At 69.9% G+C, this 18,765-nt stretch carries 13 protein-coding genes and 1 pseudogene; 2 read left to right on the plus strand and 12 right to left on the minus strand.

Annotated elements, in window-relative coordinates; translation table 11 throughout:
- Nucleotides 1-10 precede the first annotated feature (10 nt).
- The 9 genes from ABZ904_RS21990 to ABZ904_RS22030 form a co-directional block, all read right to left on the minus strand.
- A complete protein-coding gene (locus ABZ904_RS21990) occupies nucleotides 11-2,986 on the minus strand; it encodes a glycoside hydrolase family 2 TIM barrel-domain containing protein (RefSeq protein WP_361825153.1) in 2,976 nt (991 codons plus the stop codon).
- A gap of 57 nt (nucleotides 2,987-3,043) precedes the next feature.
- Nucleotides 3,044-5,773: an alpha-mannosidase gene (locus ABZ904_RS21995; protein WP_361825155.1), complete on the minus strand. Its 2,730-nt coding sequence runs from the start codon at nucleotides 5,771-5,773 to the stop codon at nucleotides 3,044-3,046.
- Nucleotides 5,774-5,831: 58 nt separating this feature from the next.
- Nucleotides 5,832-6,638: a carbohydrate ABC transporter permease gene (locus ABZ904_RS22000; protein WP_359398535.1), complete on the minus strand. Its 807-nt coding sequence runs from the start codon at nucleotides 6,636-6,638 to the stop codon at nucleotides 5,832-5,834.
- 47 nt (nucleotides 6,639-6,685) lie between these two features.
- On the minus strand, nucleotides 6,686-7,636 hold the full coding sequence (locus ABZ904_RS22005; RefSeq protein ID WP_359398480.1) for a sugar ABC transporter permease: 951 nt from the start codon (nucleotides 7,634-7,636) through the stop codon (nucleotides 6,686-6,688).
- A gap of 7 nt (nucleotides 7,637-7,643) precedes the next feature.
- The gene (locus ABZ904_RS22010) at nucleotides 7,644-8,810 is read right to left on the minus strand and encodes an ABC transporter substrate-binding protein (RefSeq protein ID WP_360995407.1); all 1,167 of its coding nucleotides are present in this window, start codon (nucleotides 8,808-8,810) and stop codon (nucleotides 7,644-7,646) included.
- A 425-nt stretch (nucleotides 8,811-9,235) separates the two neighbouring features.
- Nucleotides 9,236-10,243: a LacI family DNA-binding transcriptional regulator gene (locus tag ABZ904_RS22015; protein ID WP_359398484.1), complete on the minus strand. Its 1,008-nt coding sequence runs from the start codon at nucleotides 10,241-10,243 to the stop codon at nucleotides 9,236-9,238.
- 713 nt (nucleotides 10,244-10,956) lie between these two features.
- Nucleotides 10,957-12,549: a GMC family oxidoreductase gene (locus ABZ904_RS22020; protein ID WP_359398487.1), complete on the minus strand. Its 1,593-nt coding sequence runs from the start codon at nucleotides 12,547-12,549 to the stop codon at nucleotides 10,957-10,959.
- Nucleotides 12,546-13,217, minus strand: a complete 672-nt coding sequence (locus ABZ904_RS22025; protein ID WP_360995411.1) for a DUF5987 family protein — start codon at nucleotides 13,215-13,217, stop codon at nucleotides 12,546-12,548. Before ABZ904_RS22025 ends, ABZ904_RS22020 begins: the two co-directional genes overlap by 4 nt.
- Nucleotides 13,214-13,831: a hypothetical protein gene (locus tag ABZ904_RS22030; protein ID WP_360995414.1), complete on the minus strand. Its 618-nt coding sequence runs from the start codon at nucleotides 13,829-13,831 to the stop codon at nucleotides 13,214-13,216. The genes ABZ904_RS22025 and ABZ904_RS22030 overlap by 4 nt, the downstream gene beginning before the upstream one ends.
- A gap of 516 nt (nucleotides 13,832-14,347) precedes the next feature.
- On the opposite strand from ABZ904_RS22030, the gene ABZ904_RS22035 reads away from it, so the two are divergent.
- Entirely contained in the window at nucleotides 14,348-15,514 is a 1,167-nt protein-coding gene (locus ABZ904_RS22035) for a cysteine desulfurase family protein (RefSeq protein WP_359398493.1), read from the plus strand.
- Between the two features lie 414 nt (nucleotides 15,515-15,928).
- Here ABZ904_RS22035 and ABZ904_RS22040 read toward each other — a convergent pair.
- Nucleotides 15,929-16,147, minus strand: a pseudogene (locus tag ABZ904_RS22040) (IS200/IS605 family accessory protein TnpB-related protein); the annotation flags it as partial.
- 208 nt (nucleotides 16,148-16,355) lie between these two features.
- Here ABZ904_RS22040 and ABZ904_RS22045 point away from each other — a divergent pair.
- The gene (locus tag ABZ904_RS22045; RefSeq protein WP_361825159.1) at nucleotides 16,356-16,928 is read left to right on the plus strand and encodes a hypothetical protein; all 573 of its coding nucleotides are present in this window, start codon (nucleotides 16,356-16,358) and stop codon (nucleotides 16,926-16,928) included.
- Between the two features lie 18 nt (nucleotides 16,929-16,946).
- Here the strand turns inward: ABZ904_RS22045 and ABZ904_RS22050 are convergent, their stop codons facing one another.
- Together ABZ904_RS22050 and ABZ904_RS22055 are read right to left on the minus strand one after the other, a co-directional pair.
- Nucleotides 16,947-17,513 carry a pyridoxamine 5'-phosphate oxidase family protein gene (locus ABZ904_RS22050; RefSeq protein ID WP_361825161.1) on the minus strand — a complete coding sequence of 189 codons (567 nt, stop codon included), beginning with the start codon at nucleotides 17,511-17,513 and terminating at the stop codon, nucleotides 16,947-16,949.
- Between the two features lie 125 nt (nucleotides 17,514-17,638).
- Nucleotides 17,639-18,628 (minus strand): zinc-binding alcohol dehydrogenase family protein, encoded by a 990-nt coding sequence (locus tag ABZ904_RS22055; protein WP_361825163.1) that lies wholly within the window; start codon nucleotides 18,626-18,628, stop codon nucleotides 17,639-17,641.
- Nucleotides 18,629-18,765 lie beyond the last annotated feature (137 nt).

Consider the following 18,765-nt stretch of genomic DNA (forward strand, 5'->3'; position numbering starts at 1 on the left):
TCCGCCGACCTCATCCCGCCGTGATGCGAAGCCTGATCGTGCGGGACTCAGGGCGAAGCGCGAACTCAGGCCACACATCCGGTCCACAGGCGCGTGAGCCGAGCCCGTGCTGGGCCGCATCGACGATCAGATGACTCGTCGCCGATTCCGGAAGCTCAAACGGGTGTGCGGCCTGCGCGATCTGCTGCGGGGTGTGACGGCTGAGTGTGAAGCCGGGGAGCCGTCCGTGCGTGTCCGGGACCGTCCTCAGGCGCAACACCGTCCTTCCGGCACTCGCCAGCGCCAGCTGTCGCAGCTGAGAGCGGTGCCCCGTCTCCTGAGGCCGGGCGTAGTCGACGGAGAGATCGCGGACGGTGGAGAGGAAACGGCCGGTGCGCGCCGCGCGGAGACTGTCCGGGTAGGACTCGTGCGGGCCGAGACCGAACCACTCGGCGGCATCGACGGGAGCCGACCCGTCGGGCAGATCGAAACGGATGCCGATCCGCGGCCACACCGTGCGCCAACCGCGGGAGGGCTCGATCTCCACCCGTAGCTCGAGTTCGTCGCCCTCGAGCGACCAGACGGTCTCCACCATCACCGAGAGGGCGGAGTGCGCTGCGGAGACCCTGGCGATCGTTCGCAGCGCATCGGAGGTGCGCTCCACGGACAGCCGCCGCGTGGTCAGCCGGTCGAGACCGTCGCGACGCCACAGTTCGGCATTGGAAACCCCTGCCACGCTGGCGTCGCTCTCCTCGACCTGTTCCGACGTGCCTTCGTCGTTGTCGGTGGGGGCACGGAACAGTTCCAGCCGCGGGCCGGCCACAGCGCGCCCGGCGAGGCGCACCAGGGCCCCGTCGACGAACTCGGCGATGCCGAGCGTCAGCGTCCCGTCGCTCCGCTGCCAATCGGTTCGGGGCCGCACACCAGGTGCCGGACGAGGCGCCGAACGGTCCAGCTGAGCGGTCGCGATCACATGCCCTTCGGGTGCCCAGGCGGTTCCGGCGGCCAATTCCGCATCGATGGTCAGCCACGACTCCGCGTCCTGCGGCATCGGGAACTGGGGAAGCGGCACCCGCTCCGACTCACCGGCCGGGATGACGGCGACCTTCAGGTCCCCGGAGTCCACGCGTGTCCCGTCGTGCTCGACGCGCCAGCAGAAGCGCAGGTCGGAGGTGTCAGCGGAGTGCCGGAGGTTTGTGATCACGACGTCGTCGCCGTCGAAGGTGAAACGGACCGGCTGCGCGACGGCCTTGTACTCGTGGAGGCTGGGAGTCGCGACGTCGTTGCTCAACAACATCCCGTCCATCACGAAGTTGCCGTCGTGTACGACCTCCTTGAAGTCGCCGCCGTACGCGTAGAAGGGCGTACCGTCCGGGGTCGTCGCCAGGATGCCGTGGTCGCGCCATTCCCAGACGAAGCCGCCGTGCAGCCGCGGATGCTCGTGCACAAGCGCCTCGTACTGGTCCAGCGCCCCCGGCCCGTTGCCCATCGCGTGGGCGTACTCGCAGAGCACGAACGGCCTGGTGCGCTGGCGGGCGCCCTGCGCGGGAGTGCAGTTCAGCAGCGCGGCGCGTGAGCCGTCGGTGCCGATCTGCTCGGTCTCGAGCACGGACGCGTACATGCGCGAGTAGATGTCGGTGTACTCGCCGGCGTGGTCGCCCTCGTAGTGCACAGGCCGTTCGGGGTCGCGGCCGTGGACCCACGCCGACATCGCGGCGAGGTTGCTGCCGGTCCCCGCTTCGTTGCCGAGCGACCAGATCACGATGCTGGGATGGTTCTTGTCCCGTTCGACGGTGCGCTGGATGCGGTCGAGGTACGCCTCCCGCCACGCCGGGTCGTCGCTCGGATTGGCGGTCCAGCCGACCTTGTCGAAGCCGTGCGTCTCCAGGTCGCATTCGAGGACGACCCAGAATCCGAGCTCGTCGGCGAGGTCGAGCAGCCGCGGATGCGGCGGGTAGTGGCTGGTGCGGATGGCGTTCACGTTGAACCGCTTCATGCGGGCCAGGTCTTCGCGGGCGTGCTCCTCGTCGAAGACGCGGCCGCGCTCGGGATGGGTCTCATGGCGGTTCATGCCGTGGAACACCACACGTCGGCCGTTGACCAGGAACCGGTCTCCGCGGATCTCGACGGTGCGGAAACCCAGCCGCAGGGAGACGGTCTCCGCGGCCGTCGACACGGTGCCGTCGTACAGGCGGGGCCGCTCGGCGGACCAGGGCTCCACGCCGTCGATGTCGAGCGGAGCCACCTCGGACGGCCCGGCCCAGACCTGCTCGACGCCGAGTCCGGGCACGCGAAGGGTGATCGGGTACGCCGCCTCGTCAGCGACGACCTCGGGCTCGATACGTCCGCTGCCGCGGTCGAACCCGGTGCGCAGCCAGACGTCCTCGATGCCTCCGGCCGGACGTGCGAGCAGGGTGACGTCGCGGAAGATGCCCGGCAGCCACCACTGGTCCTGGTCCTCGAGGTAGCTGGCCGCCGACCACTGGTGCACGCGCACGGCGACGACGTTGTCGCCCGAGCGGACGGCCGAGGTCACATCGAACTCGTGGGCGAGCCGGCTGCCGCTGGCGCTGCCGATCTCGTCGCCGTTGACCCACACCCTGAAGAGCGACTCGACCCCGTCGAACCGCAGCACGACGCGCTCGGCGTCCGACCAGTCGGCGGGCACCTCGAAGTGGCGGCGGTAGTCACCGGTGGGGTTCTCGTCCGGGACATGGGGCGGGTCGATCGGGAACGGGTACTGCACGTTCGTGTAGATCGGCCGGCCGTATGCCCCGTCGCCCTGCAGCACCCAGTGGGAGGGCACCGGGATGGTGTCCCAGCCACTGTCCTCGAAGCCCTCGGTGGCGAAGTCCTCCGTCGCAGGCACCGTCGGCGACAGACGGAAGTGCCAGGGCCCGTTGAGCGATCGAGAGGGGGCGTCGGAGTGCAGCCACGAGCGCGCCGGGCGCAGCGCGCCACGACCTGGTGTGGTGTCCGAAACGTACGCGGAAGGCTCGGAGTGCACGGGGTCACAACTCTTTCTTGGTTGGCAAGAGGGGATCGAAGCGCCGGCAGGAGTCGGCTACCGGACCACGACCGTGCGGATCTCCCACGGGCCGAGGGCGAGTTCCAGCCCGTCCGCGACCGGCGCCGCGGAGAGAGGCCGGCCGAGCAGGTCGACCGTGATGGCCTCCGTGAACGCGCCGGTCATGCGGACGGTCGAGCCCGCGTCGCTCAGGGCGGCGAGCCGCACCTCGGTGCCGGCGCCGTGCTCGTCGTCGGTGACGCGGCGGATGCTGGAGACGAGGACGTCCGCGCCCTCGACGCGCACACCGGTCGCATCGGCGGGCAGGTCGCCGCCGGCGGCGCCGGTGCCACGGGTGACCAGCACGTCGTTGCGGAACTCCTCGGCGAGGGCCACCGCGTTCGCGGCCTGCCAGCCGGTGGCCGAGGGGACGACGGCGAAACGGTTCTCGATGCGCACGCCGAGGTCCTGCGCGCCGGGCGCGGGGATCTCGCTCGCCGCGGGCTCGTCACGAAGGGGGTGGATGTTGACGCTGATCGAGCCGATCGCGCGGAGCAGGGTGATGGCGAGTTCGGAGCCGTCACCGACGACCTCGTACTCGGTGACGTGGTCGAGCAGGACGGTGGCGGCACCGGCCGACACGAACGTGCTCGCGGGGAAGGTCGGGATCGGGTACTCGCCCCAGCCGCCCTCCGCGGTGAGCCCCCGCTCGGTGACGGCGAACTGCCCGGCCGACGCGGACCCGGCCACCGGCTCGGGCAGCGGCAGGTGGAAGCGCAGCCGGTGGTCGGCCGACTGGTTCAGGAACGCGGTGGACACGCGGACGAACGGCTCACCCGCGCGCACCTCCACGAGGGTCTCCACCGGCGTCGGCACGGTACGGGTGCCGCGCAGGTCGCGGTCCGGGGAGAGCGCGGCGGGCCACGCGTAGACGCGGGTGACGCGCATCCGCGAACGCAGCGGGCCGTTCTCGAGGAGCTCGACGGCGACCTCGTCCGGCTCCGACACGAGCACGTCCCGCGCCGGGGGAGCGTAGTTGTAGCTGTCGCCCCGGTCACCGCCGTCGACCAGGCGGCCGACCCCGCGCAGCACCGTGCCGTCGGCCCCGGTCACGTTCAGGGTCCCGTCGGCCGCGACCGCCACGTCGACCAGGCCGTTGGTCAGCGTGCGGGCCGTCGCCGTCGCGGGCGTGAACGCCGTCGGCCGCACAGCGGCCGCCTCGTCGGGTGCGACCCGGAAGCTCGCGAGTCCGGAGGCGGGGACGTGTACGGGCACCAGCGCGGTCGCGCGTGCCTCCTCCACCGTCAGCGCCCGCCACTCGCCCGGGTGCGCGGCGGCCGCCGCGGCGACCTCCCGGCGCAGGATCAGCAGGTCGAACGGTCCGCTGGTCGGCACTTCGGCCAGGTGGAAGACGAGCGATCCGGGGGTGAGCTCGTAGTGGTCGATCAGCCGGCCGAAGAGCTCGCGGCGGTGGATGCGGCGCAGTACCCGTTCGAGCTGCGAGGCGTCCATGCGCTCGTCGCTGAGCACGGTCGGGGCCTGCGACACGAGCTGCACGGGGTGCGTCGAACCGTCGGCGGCGGTCGCGACGAGCACGCTCCCCTCGGGCGGGGCGACGACATCGACCTCGACCAGCGCCGTGCGTGGGAGGGGCAGCGGGTTGGCGACCAGGTGGGCGTCGCTGGGCACAAGGGCGGCGGGTTCGCTGAGCGCCGCGTCCCGCACGGCCCGTGCCGCCTGCGAGGCCTCGGCGAGACGTGCGTCGACCTGGTCGGCGGTCTCGTCCGTGCCGGAGCCGACGACCGAGTCGTGCGCGCTCGACTCGATGATCTTGTGCCAGGCGAGTGAGAGGAACCGCGAGTCGTCGCGCCGGGACCACAGGGCGTTCAGCCGCTCGGCGTGGTCGACGATGCGCTCGGCGACGGCCATCCGCTGCTTCAGCCCGCGCCGCACGGAGATCACTCCGGGCAGGATGTTGCCGCGCACATGGCTGCGCAGCTCGCCGGTGACGACGGCCGAGACCTCGTCGCGCACGTGCTTGCGAATGTACTCGTCCAGCGTCGCGATGGTGATGGGACGCTCGTCGCTGGAGGCCCGGCGCAGCCAGGCCGCCAGCTGCGGGTCGGGCGCGTTGTGGTCGGTGCCGGCCATCGCGAGCACCGGGTCGTCGCCCCACCGCTCTGCGGTCATCTCCGCGTACTCGCCGAGCGCGCGCCGGATCTGGTCGGGCACCAGAAGGACGTCGAGCCCGTTGTCGTAGCCGTCGAAGAGGAACTCGGTCCGCACCTCGGAGCCGTCGGGGGCGCGCCAGCGGAAGGCGTGTCCGTCGACGGAACCGGGCACCCCGCGCCACAGCGCCGCGTGCTCGATACCGGCACGTGCCAGGATCTGCGGCATCTGCGCGACGTGGCCGAACATGTCCGGCAGATAGCCGATGGGCATCGAGCCGCCGAGCTCCGCTGCTGCGGCCCAGCCCATCTGCAGGTTGCGGACGATGCTCTCGCCGGAGCAGAGGAACTCGTCGAGCAGGATCAGCCACGGCCCGATGGCCAGCCGGCCCTCGGCGACCAGGGCGGCGACGCGTTCCCGGTTCTCCGGCCGCATCTCCAGGTAGTCCTCGACCGCGGCCATCTGCCCGTCGACGGTGAACCGGAAGTCCGGGTTCGCCTCGGCCGTCACCAGCACGGTGTCGAGAGCGGTGACGAGGCGGTGCCGGAACACCTGGAACGGCTCATACCATTCCCGGTCCCAGTGGAAGTGGGGCACGAAGACGGCGGGATTGCGCATGCGGGCGGGACCTTCTGTGCTGGCGGAGCGAGGCGTACGACGGGGGAGCGGCGCGGGGTTACTTGAGGGAGCCGGCGGCCAGTCCGGTGCGCCAGAACCGCTGGAGGAGGATGAACAGGACGATCACGGGCACGATCGAGACCAGCGAGCCGGTGATCACCGATTCCTGGAGGAGCGGGGCGCGGGCGGTCTGGCCGTTCCACTCGTACAGGCCGAGGGTGATCGGGAAGAGCGACTCCTTCTGCAGCATCACCATCGGCAGGAAGAAGTTGTTCCAGATGGCGACGAACTGGAACAGGAAGATGGTGACCAGCGAGGGCGTCATCAGTCTGAACGCGACCGTGAAGAAGGTGCGGAACTCGCCGGCGCCGTCCAGGCGTGCCGATTCGAGGATCTCCTGGGGAACGGCGGCGGAGGCGAAGATACGGGCCAGGTAGACGCCGAACGGGCTGACGATGCTCGGCAGGAACACCGCGAGGTAGGTGTTCACGAGCCCGGTCGCGGAGAACAGCAGGAACAGCGGGAGTGCGAGCGCCGTGGTGGGCACGAGGATGCCGCCGAGGATCACGGAGAACAGGAACTCGCGGCCCCGGAAGGTGAACTTGGCGAGCGCGTAGCCGCACAAGGCGGAGATCAGAGTCCCGACGGCCGCGCCCACCACCGCGTAGACCACGCTGTTCAGGGCCCACCGCCCGAAGATGCCACCGTTGCGGCTGAACAGGATGCTCAAGTTGTCGAACAGGTTGAAGTGCGAGAACGCCAGTCCGTTGGTGGAGGCGAGGTCGCCCTGCGGCTTCGTCGCCGCGACGATCAGGAAGTAGATCGGCAGCAGGAAGTAGATCGCCAGCAGGAACATCAGAGCCATGACGGCCGTCCGGCTGACGTGGCTTTCGCGGATCGGGGGCTGGTTGCTCACAGTCCGGCCCTCTTCGAGGTCAGTCGCATGAACCCGAAGCTCAAGACGAAGGTGATGACGGCGATGACCACGGAGATCGCTGCCGCCTGCTGGTAGTTGTTCCCGGAGGCCACCGCGTACGCGAGCATGTTCGGTGTGAACGTGCTCGAGATGTTCGAGGAGATCTGGCGCAGCACGGCCGGCTCGGCGTAGAGCTGCAGGGTGCCGATGATCGAGAACACCGTGGTGAGGATGATCGACGGGGCGATGATCGGGACCTTGATCTGCCAGGCGATCTTCCAGTTGCCGGCACCGTCGAGCTTGGCGGCCTCGTAGAGCTCCTGCGGGATCGACTGCAGCGCCGAGAACATGATCAGCATGTTGTAGCCGGTCCAGAGCCAGGTGGAGACGTTCGCCGCCGACCACAGCACGGCATCCGGGCCGAGGAAGTCGGGCTGAAGGCCGAGGCCTTTGAGCAGGTCGACCACGGGGCTGAGCTGCGGCGAGTAGAGGTACGACCACATGATCGCGGCGATGACGCCGGGCACGGCGTACGGCATGAACGCCGCGATACGGAAGAACGACTTCAGCTTCAGCAGCGGCGTGTCGAGCAGCAGTGCCATGATCAGCGCGACGAACAGCATGACCGGCACCTGCACGATGCCGAACAGTCCGATGCGCCCGATGCTGCTCCAGAACTCGGTGTTCTGGAACACCTGCGCATACTGATCAAAACCGCCGAAGGTCGTGTACGACGTGCCGTACTGACCGCCGGTGCGCCGCACGACGAGCAGGCTCTGCCAGATCGCGTAGCCGATCGGCACGAGGTAGAACAGCACGAACGGGAGGAAGAACGGGATCAGGAACGCGGCGATGGTGCCTGCCCGGGGGCCGCCGCCGATACGACGGCGGCGGCCCCCGGTGGTCGCAGTCACCACGCGTGTCGCGCGTGTTGCGATGTCGGTCATGCTGCGGTCACTTGCCTGCCGTGGCCGGGATCGCCTGATCCTTCATCGACTTCAGCGCGGCGTCCTGGGCGGCCGAGAGCGCGTCGCCGGCGGTGCCCTTGCCCGCCGCCGCCTTGGCCATCGCGTCCTGGAGCGCCAGGTTCACCGTCTTCTGGGTGGGACCCCAGCTGAAGCTGGTGTCGATGTTCTTGGACGAGTCGGCGAAGACGTCGAAGATCTTCTCGTTGTTGTAGTACGGGACGCCCTGTGACAGTGCCGGGAGCTTCAGACCGTCGTTGGCCGCCGGGTAGAGGCCGCCCAGCTTGTTCTCAAGGGCGAGGGCCTCAGGGTCGGTGTTCAGCCACTCGTTGAACTTGACCGACTCGTACAGGTGCTTGTTGCCCTTCATGAACGCCACGGTGGACCCGCCCCAGTCGCCGGACGAGGTGCTCGAACCCCAGGTCGGCATCGGGACGATCGACCACTTGCCGGCCTGCTTCGGCAGGTTGTCGCGGAACATGCTGTAACCCCAGGCCGCGCCGACGTAGGTGGCGATCTGGTTCTTCTGGTACGCGGCGTACATCTGGGTCGAACCGTGGGCGAGGTCGGTGCGGACGAGCTTGGCGTCGATCAGCTTCTGCCAGTAGTCGGCGACCTGCTTGCTCTGGTCGGACGTGACGGTCACGTGCCACTTGTCGCCGGAGTAGCTGTACATCTCGGCGTTGTTCTGCCAGAGGAGTCCGTTGAACCACTCGGCGTTGTTCGGGTCGAAGAACGTCATGCTGAGGTTGGGGTCCGCGGCGTGCAGCTTCTTCGCGTCCGCTGCGTAGTCGTCCCAGGTCTTCGGGATCGTCAGGCCGTGCTGCTTGAAGATGTCGCTGCGCACGTAGAGGGCCATCGGACCGGTGTCCTGCGGGAAGGCGAACACGCCGGTGCCGCCGAAGCTGGTCTGCGACCAGGTCCAGGGCACGAACTTCGACTTGGCGCCGGTGGCCGCGGAGCAGGCCGAGGCGTCCACGAAGGCGTCCTGGGTGCGCAGGTTGGGGAGCTCGTCGTAACCGACCTGGGCGAGGTCGGGCGCCTTGTCCGCCTTGAGGGCGTTACCGATCGTGCCGTACTGGTCGTTGGAGATGTTCTTCGTCTCGACCTGGATGTTCGGGTTCTTCTTGTTCCACAGGGCGACGACCTGATCCATGCCCGGAACGGTGTTCCAGTACTGAAGGGTGACTTTGCCCTTCGAGGGCTCACACGAGGACGCGGATGCGTTACCCGAAGGAGCGGGCGACGAGCACCCGGCGAGTACGGCTATACCTGCTGCCGCGGCGGCGACGGCGAGGCGGGTGCGCGTGACTGTGTTGCTCATAGTTTCCGTTCCAGAGAACGACTAGCGACGACGCTAGACGGGTCGACGTTGACACCTCAGGCGGGATGCCTTCTGGTTGGAAGGGACAAAACGCCACCGTGTCGGTAGTGCCGAACGCCGTGGCGGGATTGGCAACCATGGATCCCAGTGCCGTGAGCGTTCACGTGAACGTTCACGGCGAGCTGGAATTGTTCGGAAGTGTGCGCTCCGGTGCGGTCGAGTGTCAAGGCTTTCGTGTCACGCACAAATCCGGCATATTACGCGGATCCCCTCAGTCGCAGCTCGGCCCGGACGACGAGGTCGTCGGCGTCGAGCGCGTTCGCCCCGGTCAGCAGCCGTGCGACCTGCTCGATGGCGAGCGCGCCGAGCTTGCGTGTGTCGAGGGCGACGCTGGAGAGCGGGGGCTCGACCACCGCGCCGAGCTGCAGGCCGTCGAAGCCGATCACGGCCAGGTCCTGGGGGACGCTCCTGCCGAGCCGGCGTGCCTCGCGCAGGGCGCCGATCGCGATGATGTCGTTGAAGGTCAGGACCGCGGTCACGTCCGGATGGGCGGTGAGCAGGGCATCGAGCGCCGCTCCGCCGCCGTCGGCCGACTGGTGGGCGCCGACCACCATGCTCGAGTCGATGCCGTGCGCCGCGGCGGCCGTGGTGAACCACTCGCGTCGAAGGCTCGGCTCGGCGCGGCCGTCATGGTCGAGCATGCCGATCCGCGTGTGGCCCTGCGCGATCAGGTGCGCGACCGCGGCGTGGACACCGTCCTCACCGTCGATCCGGATCGAACTGAACCGCGCGGTGCGGTGCTCCCGGCCGATGAGCACCACCGGCATGCCCCGGGTGAACAGCTCGACCTCGTCCTCGGGGCAGCTGAAGTAGCCGACGACCGCGTCCACCTGCGAGCTGATCACCTGGAGTGTGCCGAGCTCCTCCTCGGCCCGGTCGGCGGTGTCGTAGACGACGACGTGCCAGCCACGGGCCCGGGCGGCCTCCAGCGCGGCCGCGGCGACCTCGGTGAAGAACGGGTTGAGCAGGTCGGGGATGACCAGCCCGATCGTGGTGGTGTCCTGCCGTACCAGGCCCCGGGCGAACCGGCTCGGCCGGTAGCCGAGCGCACGGGCGGCGTCGAGGACACGCTGCTTGGTGGAGTCGTCGATCTCGTCCTTGTCGTTGAGTGCCCGCGACACGGTCTGCCGTGAGACCCCGGCGGACCGGGCGACGTCATGGATCGTGACTTTCCGGGGCTCTGTCCCCGACACCGAAGACGACACCGTCGCCCACCTCCCGCTGTTCGCGGCCACCGATGCGTCCGCAGGGCCTGAGTATGCCTGTGCCGGACGCGGCTGCGCGATATCGGGTCTTCTTGCTTCTCCTGGGCACGGGTCCCGCGGACCGGTCGAGCCTCCGCGTTCCGCCTGGCCGGCGTCGCGGCAGGTGGTCGGCATGCTGCCGTCGTCGGGTCGGACGTTTTCGCGCTGCACCGAGTGCCGCGGTTCCGGCGTGCACAGGGGTGCGACGTGGGACACAGTGGGTGATAAACAGAGAAGCAGTGCGTACGCAACAGCCTTTATTCATCGATGGCTTCGTTGGGTTTCTTGAAGCGTTTTTCTCGCTCTCTTGATCGACCATTTCCCTGCCGGCATCCCGGGCGAATTCTCGAGGCCGAGGCATCCCCGTACGAGCGGCGGTAATAGGCACCAGAACTTCTGCCAGAGGACGGGTGTCTTCTCATGTCCAAAGTTACCGTCGGCGAGCAGAACGGCCACCCCATCGAGATGGCCGGCGAGCAAGGCGACGCCGTGGGCCGATCACCTCGCCGGCGTACTGCACCGCACCGGCTTCAGCGGGCGGCCCGGCCCGCCGTCGGCTGCCGCGGCCGAGATGCACCCCACGGACCAGGGTGCGGACCGTGGCGGTGGGCCCACTCTGTGACGTCGGCCCGGCCGACCGGACCGACGTCACGACCACTGTGGGGGTCCCCCGGTCATGGCGCGGGTGGTGGTGCGCCGTACCCGACCGGTACGCCCGCCTCCGCCGCGCGTCGGGCGATGACGGGGGAGGCGCGTTCGGCGAGGGCGGCGATGGTGAGGGAGGGGTTGACGGTCAGGGAGGTGGGGACGGCGGAGCCGTCGGTGACGAACAGGCCCGGGTGGCCGCGCAGTTCGTTGGTGTCGTCGAGGGCGCTGGTGGCGGGGTTGTCGCCCATGCGGGCGGAGCTGATGGGGTGGGCGGTCACGCTTCCTGCCACGTCTTCGCTCCAGGGGCGGACCGTGGCCAGTCCGTCCTTCTCGAGGATGCCGCGCAGGGCTGTGTCGGCCTGCTGCCAGGCGTCGCGGGTGCGGGTGGTGGGACGGTAGGTCATCGTGCCCAGCCCCAGTCCGGGTGCCAGCCGGGTGAAGCTGCCGGTGAGGGGTGGCACGGAGCTGAAGGTGCCTTCGTTGTCGTCCTCGGTCATCGCGAGGAGGGTGAGCCAGGATTTCCAGCGGGAGCGCAGGTCACGGGCGGGGATGCCGAACCAGTTCGGCGGGTCGGCGGCCTGGGCGAGGATGTTGGTGACCGGCGGGAAGTAGATCTGCTGGAGCATGAAGCGGCTGTACTCGGGTGCCGCTGCGTCCAGGTAGTCGTACGTCGCCGCTGTGATGGGGCGGCCGATCGGCAGTCCCTCGTACGGAACGCCGTCCGGGCGGGACAGGCCCAGCAGCGAACGCACCTTGTTCTCGTCCACGTCGGCGACGCTGACGCGATCGCCGTTCCCGGAGAAGTACCGTCCCACCGCGCCCGGGACTCCGCCCAGCAGCAGTGCGGAGCGCTGCAGGATGACGGGGGTGCCGACCGCCCCGGCGGCCAGGACGGCCACCTTGGTGTGGATGGTGCCCACCTCGAGAGTGCATGTGTAGTCGTCGGGGTCGAGGACCGTGTACGTGACGGCGTATCGATAGCCGGACAGGGGCGAGGGGGCGATGGTCTGGACCTCGTGCAGGGGCTTGATGGTCGTGCCGTGCGCCTCGGCGGCGGGCAGGTAGTTGAGCAGCATGGAGCGTTTGGCGTCGAAACGGCAGCCGGAGAGCATCCAGTTGCAGTTCGTGCACTGTTGCGTGTCCACGGCCACGGGCACGGGGTTGCAGGTGTGGCCGGCCCGTTGGCAGGCGGCCGCCAGCACACCACCGGCGTAGGAGACGTCCGGCCAGCCGGTGCGGGTGACCGGGAGCGCCTGCTCCACGCGGTCGTACCAGGGGTCGAGCGCGGCTCGGGTGAGCGAGGCGGGCCAGATCCGCCGGCCCAGGCTGCCACGCCGTTCGAAGATGTAGGCAGGGGCGCGCAGGGACGCGGCGAAGTAGACCACGCTGCCGCCGCCGACGCAGTTGCCGGCGACCACGGCGATGCCCTCGCCGCGGACGACGTCGACGATCCGGTTGTACGTGCCCAGCCGCAGCGAGTGGGCGAAGTCGGATGCGGCCAGACGCGGGCCGCGTTCGAGGACGGTGACACGGGCGCCCGCGGCGGCGAGATAGTACGCGGGGATCGCGCCGCCGAATCCGCTGCCGATGACGAGGACGTCGGTGGTCTGGGCGCTCATGCCGGGCTCCCCGAGGCGGTGGTGGCGGGGTGCAGGGCGGCCAGGGCCCTGCCGTAGGAGTAGTCGGCGAAGCGCCAGAGGCCGTCGGCGCCGGACTGGGGGAAGCCCAGCCAGGTCAGCCCGGGGTGGTGTGTGTCCACCGCCTCGCGGGTGTCGAGATGGGCGGCGGTGTCGAAGGCGAGGCCCGTCAGCAGGCTGAGCATCTGCCAGACGACGCGGTCCGGGTCCTCGGAGCCGAACAGGCCGCGGACGAGCGTGGTGCGGTGGCGGAAGGACAGGCCGACGAAGGCAGGGACGGTGAGCGGCAGCAGGATCAGGTGGGTGGTGGCGTAGGCGACCGCCCGGGCGTTCAGCAAGGTGGCGATCTCGGGCAGCAGGGGGGCGAGGGGCAGTTCGGGGGAGGTGAGTGTCTGGATCACACCGGCCTGCACGGCGCCGGGGCCGGTGACGGCGCCCGCTACGGCCAGGTCGCCGGCGAACCGGCGTTCGCCGGGGATCAGAGTGTCGGCGAACGCCTCCATCGTCTGCACCGTCCACCCCGAGGCCCCGGCGTCGGCGGTCGCTGTCTCGGCTGCGGCGGCCGGGAACCGACCGGCGGAGAGGGCGGTGGCGGTCGCCGCGAGGGCCTTGAGGAGAGTCCTCCGGTTCGGCGGATGCACGGTGCTCACCCGGCCAGAGAACAGCGCAGATCGTAGGGCAGGGTGACGGTCAGTCCGCTCTCGCCCGCGTCCCGGCCGTAGTCCTCCAGCACGGCCGCCAGCTCCGGGAAGGTGGGGCGCAGCGCTGCGACGGCGTCGCCGATGCCGACGCTGGTGCCGTGGACGCGGAAGTTGGTCAGGCGAGCGCCGGCCCGCTGCCCGGTCTTGTCCCACCAGTACTGGCCGTCCCAGGTCACCCAGGGGGTCGCGCCGGTGGTGGTCTGCACGCTCCAGTGGTCCTTCTGGTAGTAGCGGCAGGTCACCATCGCGAGGGCGAAGCGTGAGGGTTCGGCGACCAGGAAGCGCAGGGCGCCGCCGTTGTCGAAGGTGATGTCACGCTTGCTGTACTCCACGCAGAGCGGATCGCGGAACATCAGCCACCACGGCGGGATCTCGCCCTCGCCGAAGCGGTGCCACTCACAGCCGGCGGCGAACGAGGGCTCGGTGAACGGCGCGACGGACGAGGTCGTGGTCAGGCTTCGGGCCGTGGCACTGGTGTCTGCGGCTCCCGTGCGCGGCGCGGCCGAAGCGGTCCCCGGTACGAGGGCTGCGGCACACACCCCGAGCGCGATTGCCAGGGGCATGACAGATCTACGGAATCGATGCGAACCGGACAAGGTGATTGCCTTCCTCGACGAGCGATCGGCCCGGCGGCGGGGCGCGGTCGCTTGGGGGTGGGTGGCGGTCTTCGAGCGGCGTACGGACACACGGACATCGCTCACGCGTGCGGGCATGACCGTGAGCCGGTGCCGGGCCGTGGGGCGGTCCGGCACACCCCACAGAGTGGGGCATGACTACCAGTCAGTAAAGGCCTGGGTCAGTGACTCATCCACTGAGCCAGCGAACTGGGGCCGATGGAGGGGGAGTAGGGGAGTCGGGCCGACCGATGGCGGCTGCCGAGGCGGCGGGGGAGGGCTGGAAGGACCGGTGCGTATGGGGCGCGGTGCGCTGGAGGTCGTGGGATCTCAGGCATGGCGGTTCTGGGGCCGGATCCCGGTGGTCCGGCAGTGCCCCGGCGCGTCGCCGCGTCATCCGCCCGAACGGCGGCATGCTCGACAGGGGGTGCCGTGCCCTCCACTTGAGACTGCCGGAGCGATGGAATGACGCATACTCTGCCGAAGCATCCGGGTCTGGCCGACGGGCTGGTCTACCTCGACTACAACGCCACCACCCCGGTGGACCCGCGGGTCGTGGAGGCGATGTCGCCCTACCTGTCCGCCTTTTTCGGGAACCCGTCCAGTAGTCACCCCTTCGGTGTCGAGCCGCGTGCCGCTCTCGCTGTCGCCCGCGCTCAGGTCGCCGGTCTGATCGGTGCCGGCCCTGAGGAGATCGTTTTCACCGGTTCCGGTTCCGAGGCCGATCTGCTCGCCCTGCGGGGTGCCGTCCTCGCCTCGAGCCGTCGCCACCCGCATGTGATCACTCAGGCGACCGAGCACCCGGCCGTGCTCGCCACGTGCCGCGTTCTGCAGCGCCTGCATCGGATCCGGGTGACGGTGCTGCCCGTGGACGGCACCGGTCTGGTCGAACCGGACGCGCTGAGCGAGGCCATGGACGAGGACACCGTGCTCGTGTCGGTGATGGCCGCCAACAACGAGACAGGCGCTCTTCAGCCCATCGCCGAACTCGCCGCCCGCGCCCGCGAGTACGGCGCGCTCTTCCACTGCGACGCCGCTCAGGCCGCCGGGAAGATCCCCCTTGACGTCGAAGCCCTCGGCGTGGACCTCCTCACCGTCGTCGGCCACAAGATGTACGCGCCCAAGGGAATCGCCGCCCTCTACGTACGCGACGGCGTCCGGTTGGAGCCCGTCGTCTACGGCGGCGGCCAGGAACGCGGGCTGCGCGCCGGCACCGAGAACGTCGCGCTCGCGGTCGCCCTGGGCGCGGCCGCTCGACTGTGCGAAGACGAACTCGCCGACGACGGCCCGGAACGTGTTCAGTCCCTGCGCGACGACTTGCACCGGAGACTCGAGGGCTGCCTGCCCGATCGGGTCCGCCTCAACGGGCCGGAGAAGGAACGGCTGCCGAACACCCTGAATGTGAGCATCGACGGCGCCGTCGGACCCGAACTCCTCGCCGCAGCACCCCATATCGCGGCCTCCACCGGATCTGCGTGCCACAGCGGCAGCAGCGCGCCCTCGCCCGTCCTGTCCGCGATGGGCATCGACCCCTCACGGGCCATGGGCGCGCTACGGCTGTCACTGGGCCGCTGGAGCACGCCGGACGATGTCGTCTCAGCCGCGCTGGCGCTCACCGCCGTCGCCCCCTGACCGCCCCGCGACCGTCGCACGCGACCGGTGACCCCCCACGGGACGCACCCGCCGAGGGCGGAGTCCACCGTGCGGTGGCGGCGGCGCCCGCCACGTCGCCCTCGGAACCCTGAACCAGGCGCGCCTCGACCGAGGTTCGGGAAGGAGCCGCCGTACCTCGGTGACGGGGCTTCGCCAGTCGACTGCACTCAAGCGCTCCTCGGCGAGGCGCACACGCACACCCATCCGCGGTCACAAGTACGGCCGCCGGGACGCCAGTCGGCGCGCGCGCCATCCGTTCGCCGTGTCAGGCTCCCGGACTCAGGGCGCCTACGGGTAGCGCGCCCGACCATTGGGCAGCTCGCCCGAGGTGGACTCCTCCAGCAGCCCGGTGTACTTGCGCGAGAGCTCCTCGTACTGCGCCTCGTTGCCGTCCACCCGGCGCTTGCGCCCGGTGTCCGCGGAGTGCTCCAGGCCATCAGCGCACCGGCGTTTGAGGTCCTTCGAGACCAGCGAGCCCAGATGCGCGCCCACCAGGCGCAACACCTCCTCGTCTTCGGCGCTCAGGTGACCCAGACGGGTGCGGATTGCCACGCCGGACGGGCCGAGGGCCACGAAGGGAGCAGCGATCGTGCGCAGCGACTCATCACGCATCAATGTACCCCGCTCTCCAACCCTCGATCAGCAACAGGAAGAACGGTACCGGCCGACACTGACAGCGCCCGTCACGCGACGTGTGCGCGCTGCAACACCACGAACCAGTACATGCTCATGCACACTCACGCACGCTCCCGCACATCTGAAAACGAACAGTTCCCAACCCCTCCTCGCTGCGCACCGGGACGGCGGACACACCGGGAACGTGATCGCCACCCACGCCGAACTGCACGTCACGGCCCGCGCCTTCTCCGAAGCCGCCCTCGACCGCGCTGCCGCCGCCGTGGAGCGAGTGGTGCGTGCCGAGGCAGCCGCCGCTGCCCTCCCGCCCCGGGTCATGGTCACCCTGCTCTCGCGCTCCGGCGTCACCCTTCCCGATCCGCACGTCACCGCCGCCGTCCGTACTGCCCACCGGGCGCAGTTCGATGCCGCCCGCGTCACCGGCTGGCCGGGCTCGCCCGCCACCGAGGACTTCCCGCTCCTCACGGGTTCCGGCGCTCACCTCCACGGCAGGCCCGGTATCCGCGGCGCCTACTGGATGCTCGGCGCGACCGACCCGGTCCAGTGGGCGGCCGCTACAGGCTCAGGCGCCGCCGAAAAGCTGGGTGCTCTGCCCGCCAACCACTCGCCCCGCTTCCTGCCCAGCGTTCGCCTGACGTTGGAGACCGGAACGGCCGCACTGGTGACGGCAGCACTGGCGCGGCTGAGGACCCCCGACGCGACGCACGGGGAGCCGGCCCCAGCCGAACGTCGGACACGGGGCACCCAAGCGCACTGAGCGCGTGCCTCGGCGGAATCAGGTGAAGCGCCAGCGGGTCTGGGTGAACCCGGCGTCCCTGCCGAATCCGAAGACGGTACGAGGCGCCACCGCGAAGACCAGGGCCCGACCCGCGTCCGTGCTCTCCTCGGTCGGCGGCGGGGCGGCCGTCGTCTTCGCGGTGCTGAACGCCCCGTCCCGTACCTCGAAGTGCCAGTCCGGACCGTACTTCGCCTCCCACGCCACCGCGAGTTCGACCAGCCGTTTCTCGTCGGTGACCGGAACCGCCTCGCCCTCGACCACCACGTCGCAGCCCTCGCCGTAGGCGTTGGTGCCGGTGGTGAGGACGACCTGGGGATTGGCGGCGAGGTTCATCCCCTTGCGCTCCCGCTCACCGGTGGCGAAGTGGAGCGCCCCGTCCAGCCACACGGCGATCAGCGGTGTGACATGGGGGCGGCCCTCCGGACGGACCGAGGACAGCCAGAAGATCTCGGCTTCCTTGAGGCGGGATGCGGCCTCGGCCCAGGACTTGGCGGTGGCGCCGGGGGAGCTGTAGCGCGCGTCCAGATCGGTGTGCGGTTCCTGCGCCCGCGGTTGTGCCGGCATGACGAACCCCTCTCGGCCTCGGACCTTCACATGGTCTTCCTGAAGGGGAGACTCCGCCCGCCCGCCGGACTCATCGCCATCCTGTGCCCGGATTGCCGGCCCAGGGGAGACGGCGAAGCGATGTACTACAGGCTGAGCAGCACCCGGCCGAAGGGTCCGCCCTCTATGAGGTGGCGCTGAGCCTCGGCGGCCTGTTCGAGGGGGAAGACGCGGTCGACAAGGGGGGTGATCTCCTTGCGGGCGACCAGGTCCAGCAGCAGTGAGTTGGTCCTGTTGATCTGTTCCTGGGTGAACATGGCGAACTGGAATCCGCGTACGCTCGCCGCCTTCCAGATCAGGTCGGTGACGTTGATGTCGGCCTGAATGCCGGCCGAGTAGCCGATGCTGACCAGTGTTCCGCCCCTGGCGAGAGAACCCAGTGCCTGACCGGTGATCGGCCCGGCCACACCGTCGAGTACGACGTCCACGCCCTTGCCGCCGGTGAGCCGGGCGACACCCTCGCGCAGCGATTCGCGGGTGAGGTCGATGACCTCGTATCCCGCCGCCCGGCTCAGCTCGGCCTTGGCCGTGGTGGTGGCGGTGGTGATCGCGAGGGACGCGCCGAGGTGCCGGGCGATCTCGACGCCGCCCTGGCCCACCGCGCCGCCGCTTCCGGGGGCGAGCACGGACCCGCCCGGCTGGAATCCGGCCAGTTCGGTGAGTGCGAGATAGGCGGTGAGGTAGCCGGCGCCCGCGGACAGCGCCGCCACGCTGGTGTCGTCGATGTCGTCGGGAATGGCCAGCAGGTGGGCCGGATCGACCACGATGTACTCGGCCCAGGTGCCGTCGAGGGCGATGCCGTACCGGCCGCCGCTGATCATCACACGGCTGCCCGCAGCGGGCCCGGAGGCCCCGGGCACCTCGACCGTTCCCACGCCGATGGTTCCGGGCGTGACCGGGAACGGCTTGACCGCACCGGCGGGCAGCTTGCCCCAGCGCACGGTGTTGTCCAGGGGGTGGGTGCCGGCCAGCGTCAGCCGCACCAGAGCCTGGCCGTTGTCGGGAACGGGCTTCGGGATGTCGACCGCGCGCAGCACGTCGTAGTCGCCGAACTGGTCGTATTGGATCGCTCGCATCGTGAAGCCCTTCGGTCATATCTGTCATGGTTCGGCGATTCGCTTCGGTGCGCCTCGGCCCCTAGGGGTGTCATCGCGCGCCGAGGGCACAGCCCGCTCGAAGTAAAGCGATCGCTTTCCTTCGACGCTAGTGGAGC

Source organism: Streptomyces sp. NPDC046900 (assembly GCF_040644975.1).
GTDB lineage: Bacteria > Actinomycetota > Actinomycetes > Streptomycetales > Streptomycetaceae > Streptomyces.

Coding starts and splice junctions, on each gene's coding strand:
- ABZ904_RS22020 (WP_359398487.1), bottom strand. CDS start 12,549: ATGAGCGCCCAGACCACCGACGTCCTCGTCATCGGCAGCGGATTCGGC.
- ABZ904_RS21995 (WP_361825155.1), bottom strand. CDS start 5,773: ATGCGCAATCCCGCCGTCTTCGTGCCCCACTTCCACTGGGACCGGGAA.
- ABZ904_RS22000 (WP_359398535.1), bottom strand. CDS start 6,638: ATGGCTCTGATGTTCCTGCTGGCGATCTACTTCCTGCTGCCGATCTAC.
- ABZ904_RS22055 (WP_361825163.1), bottom strand. CDS start 18,628: ATGCGAGCGATCCAATACGACCAGTTCGGCGACTACGACGTGCTGCGC.
- ABZ904_RS22030 (WP_360995414.1), bottom strand. CDS start 13,831: ATGCCCCTGGCAATCGCGCTCGGGGTGTGTGCCGCAGCCCTCGTACCG.
- ABZ904_RS22050 (WP_361825161.1), bottom strand. CDS start 17,513: ATGCCGGCACAACCGCGGGCGCAGGAACCGCACACCGATCTGGACGCG.
- ABZ904_RS22005 (WP_359398480.1), bottom strand. CDS start 7,636: ATGACCGACATCGCAACACGCGCGACACGCGTGGTGACTGCGACCACC.
- ABZ904_RS22035 (WP_359398493.1), top strand. CDS start 14,348: ATGACGCATACTCTGCCGAAGCATCCGGGTCTGGCCGACGGGCTGGTC.
- ABZ904_RS22010 (WP_360995407.1), bottom strand. CDS start 8,810: ATGGATCAGGTCGTCGCCCTGTGGAACAAGAAGAACCCGAACATCCAG.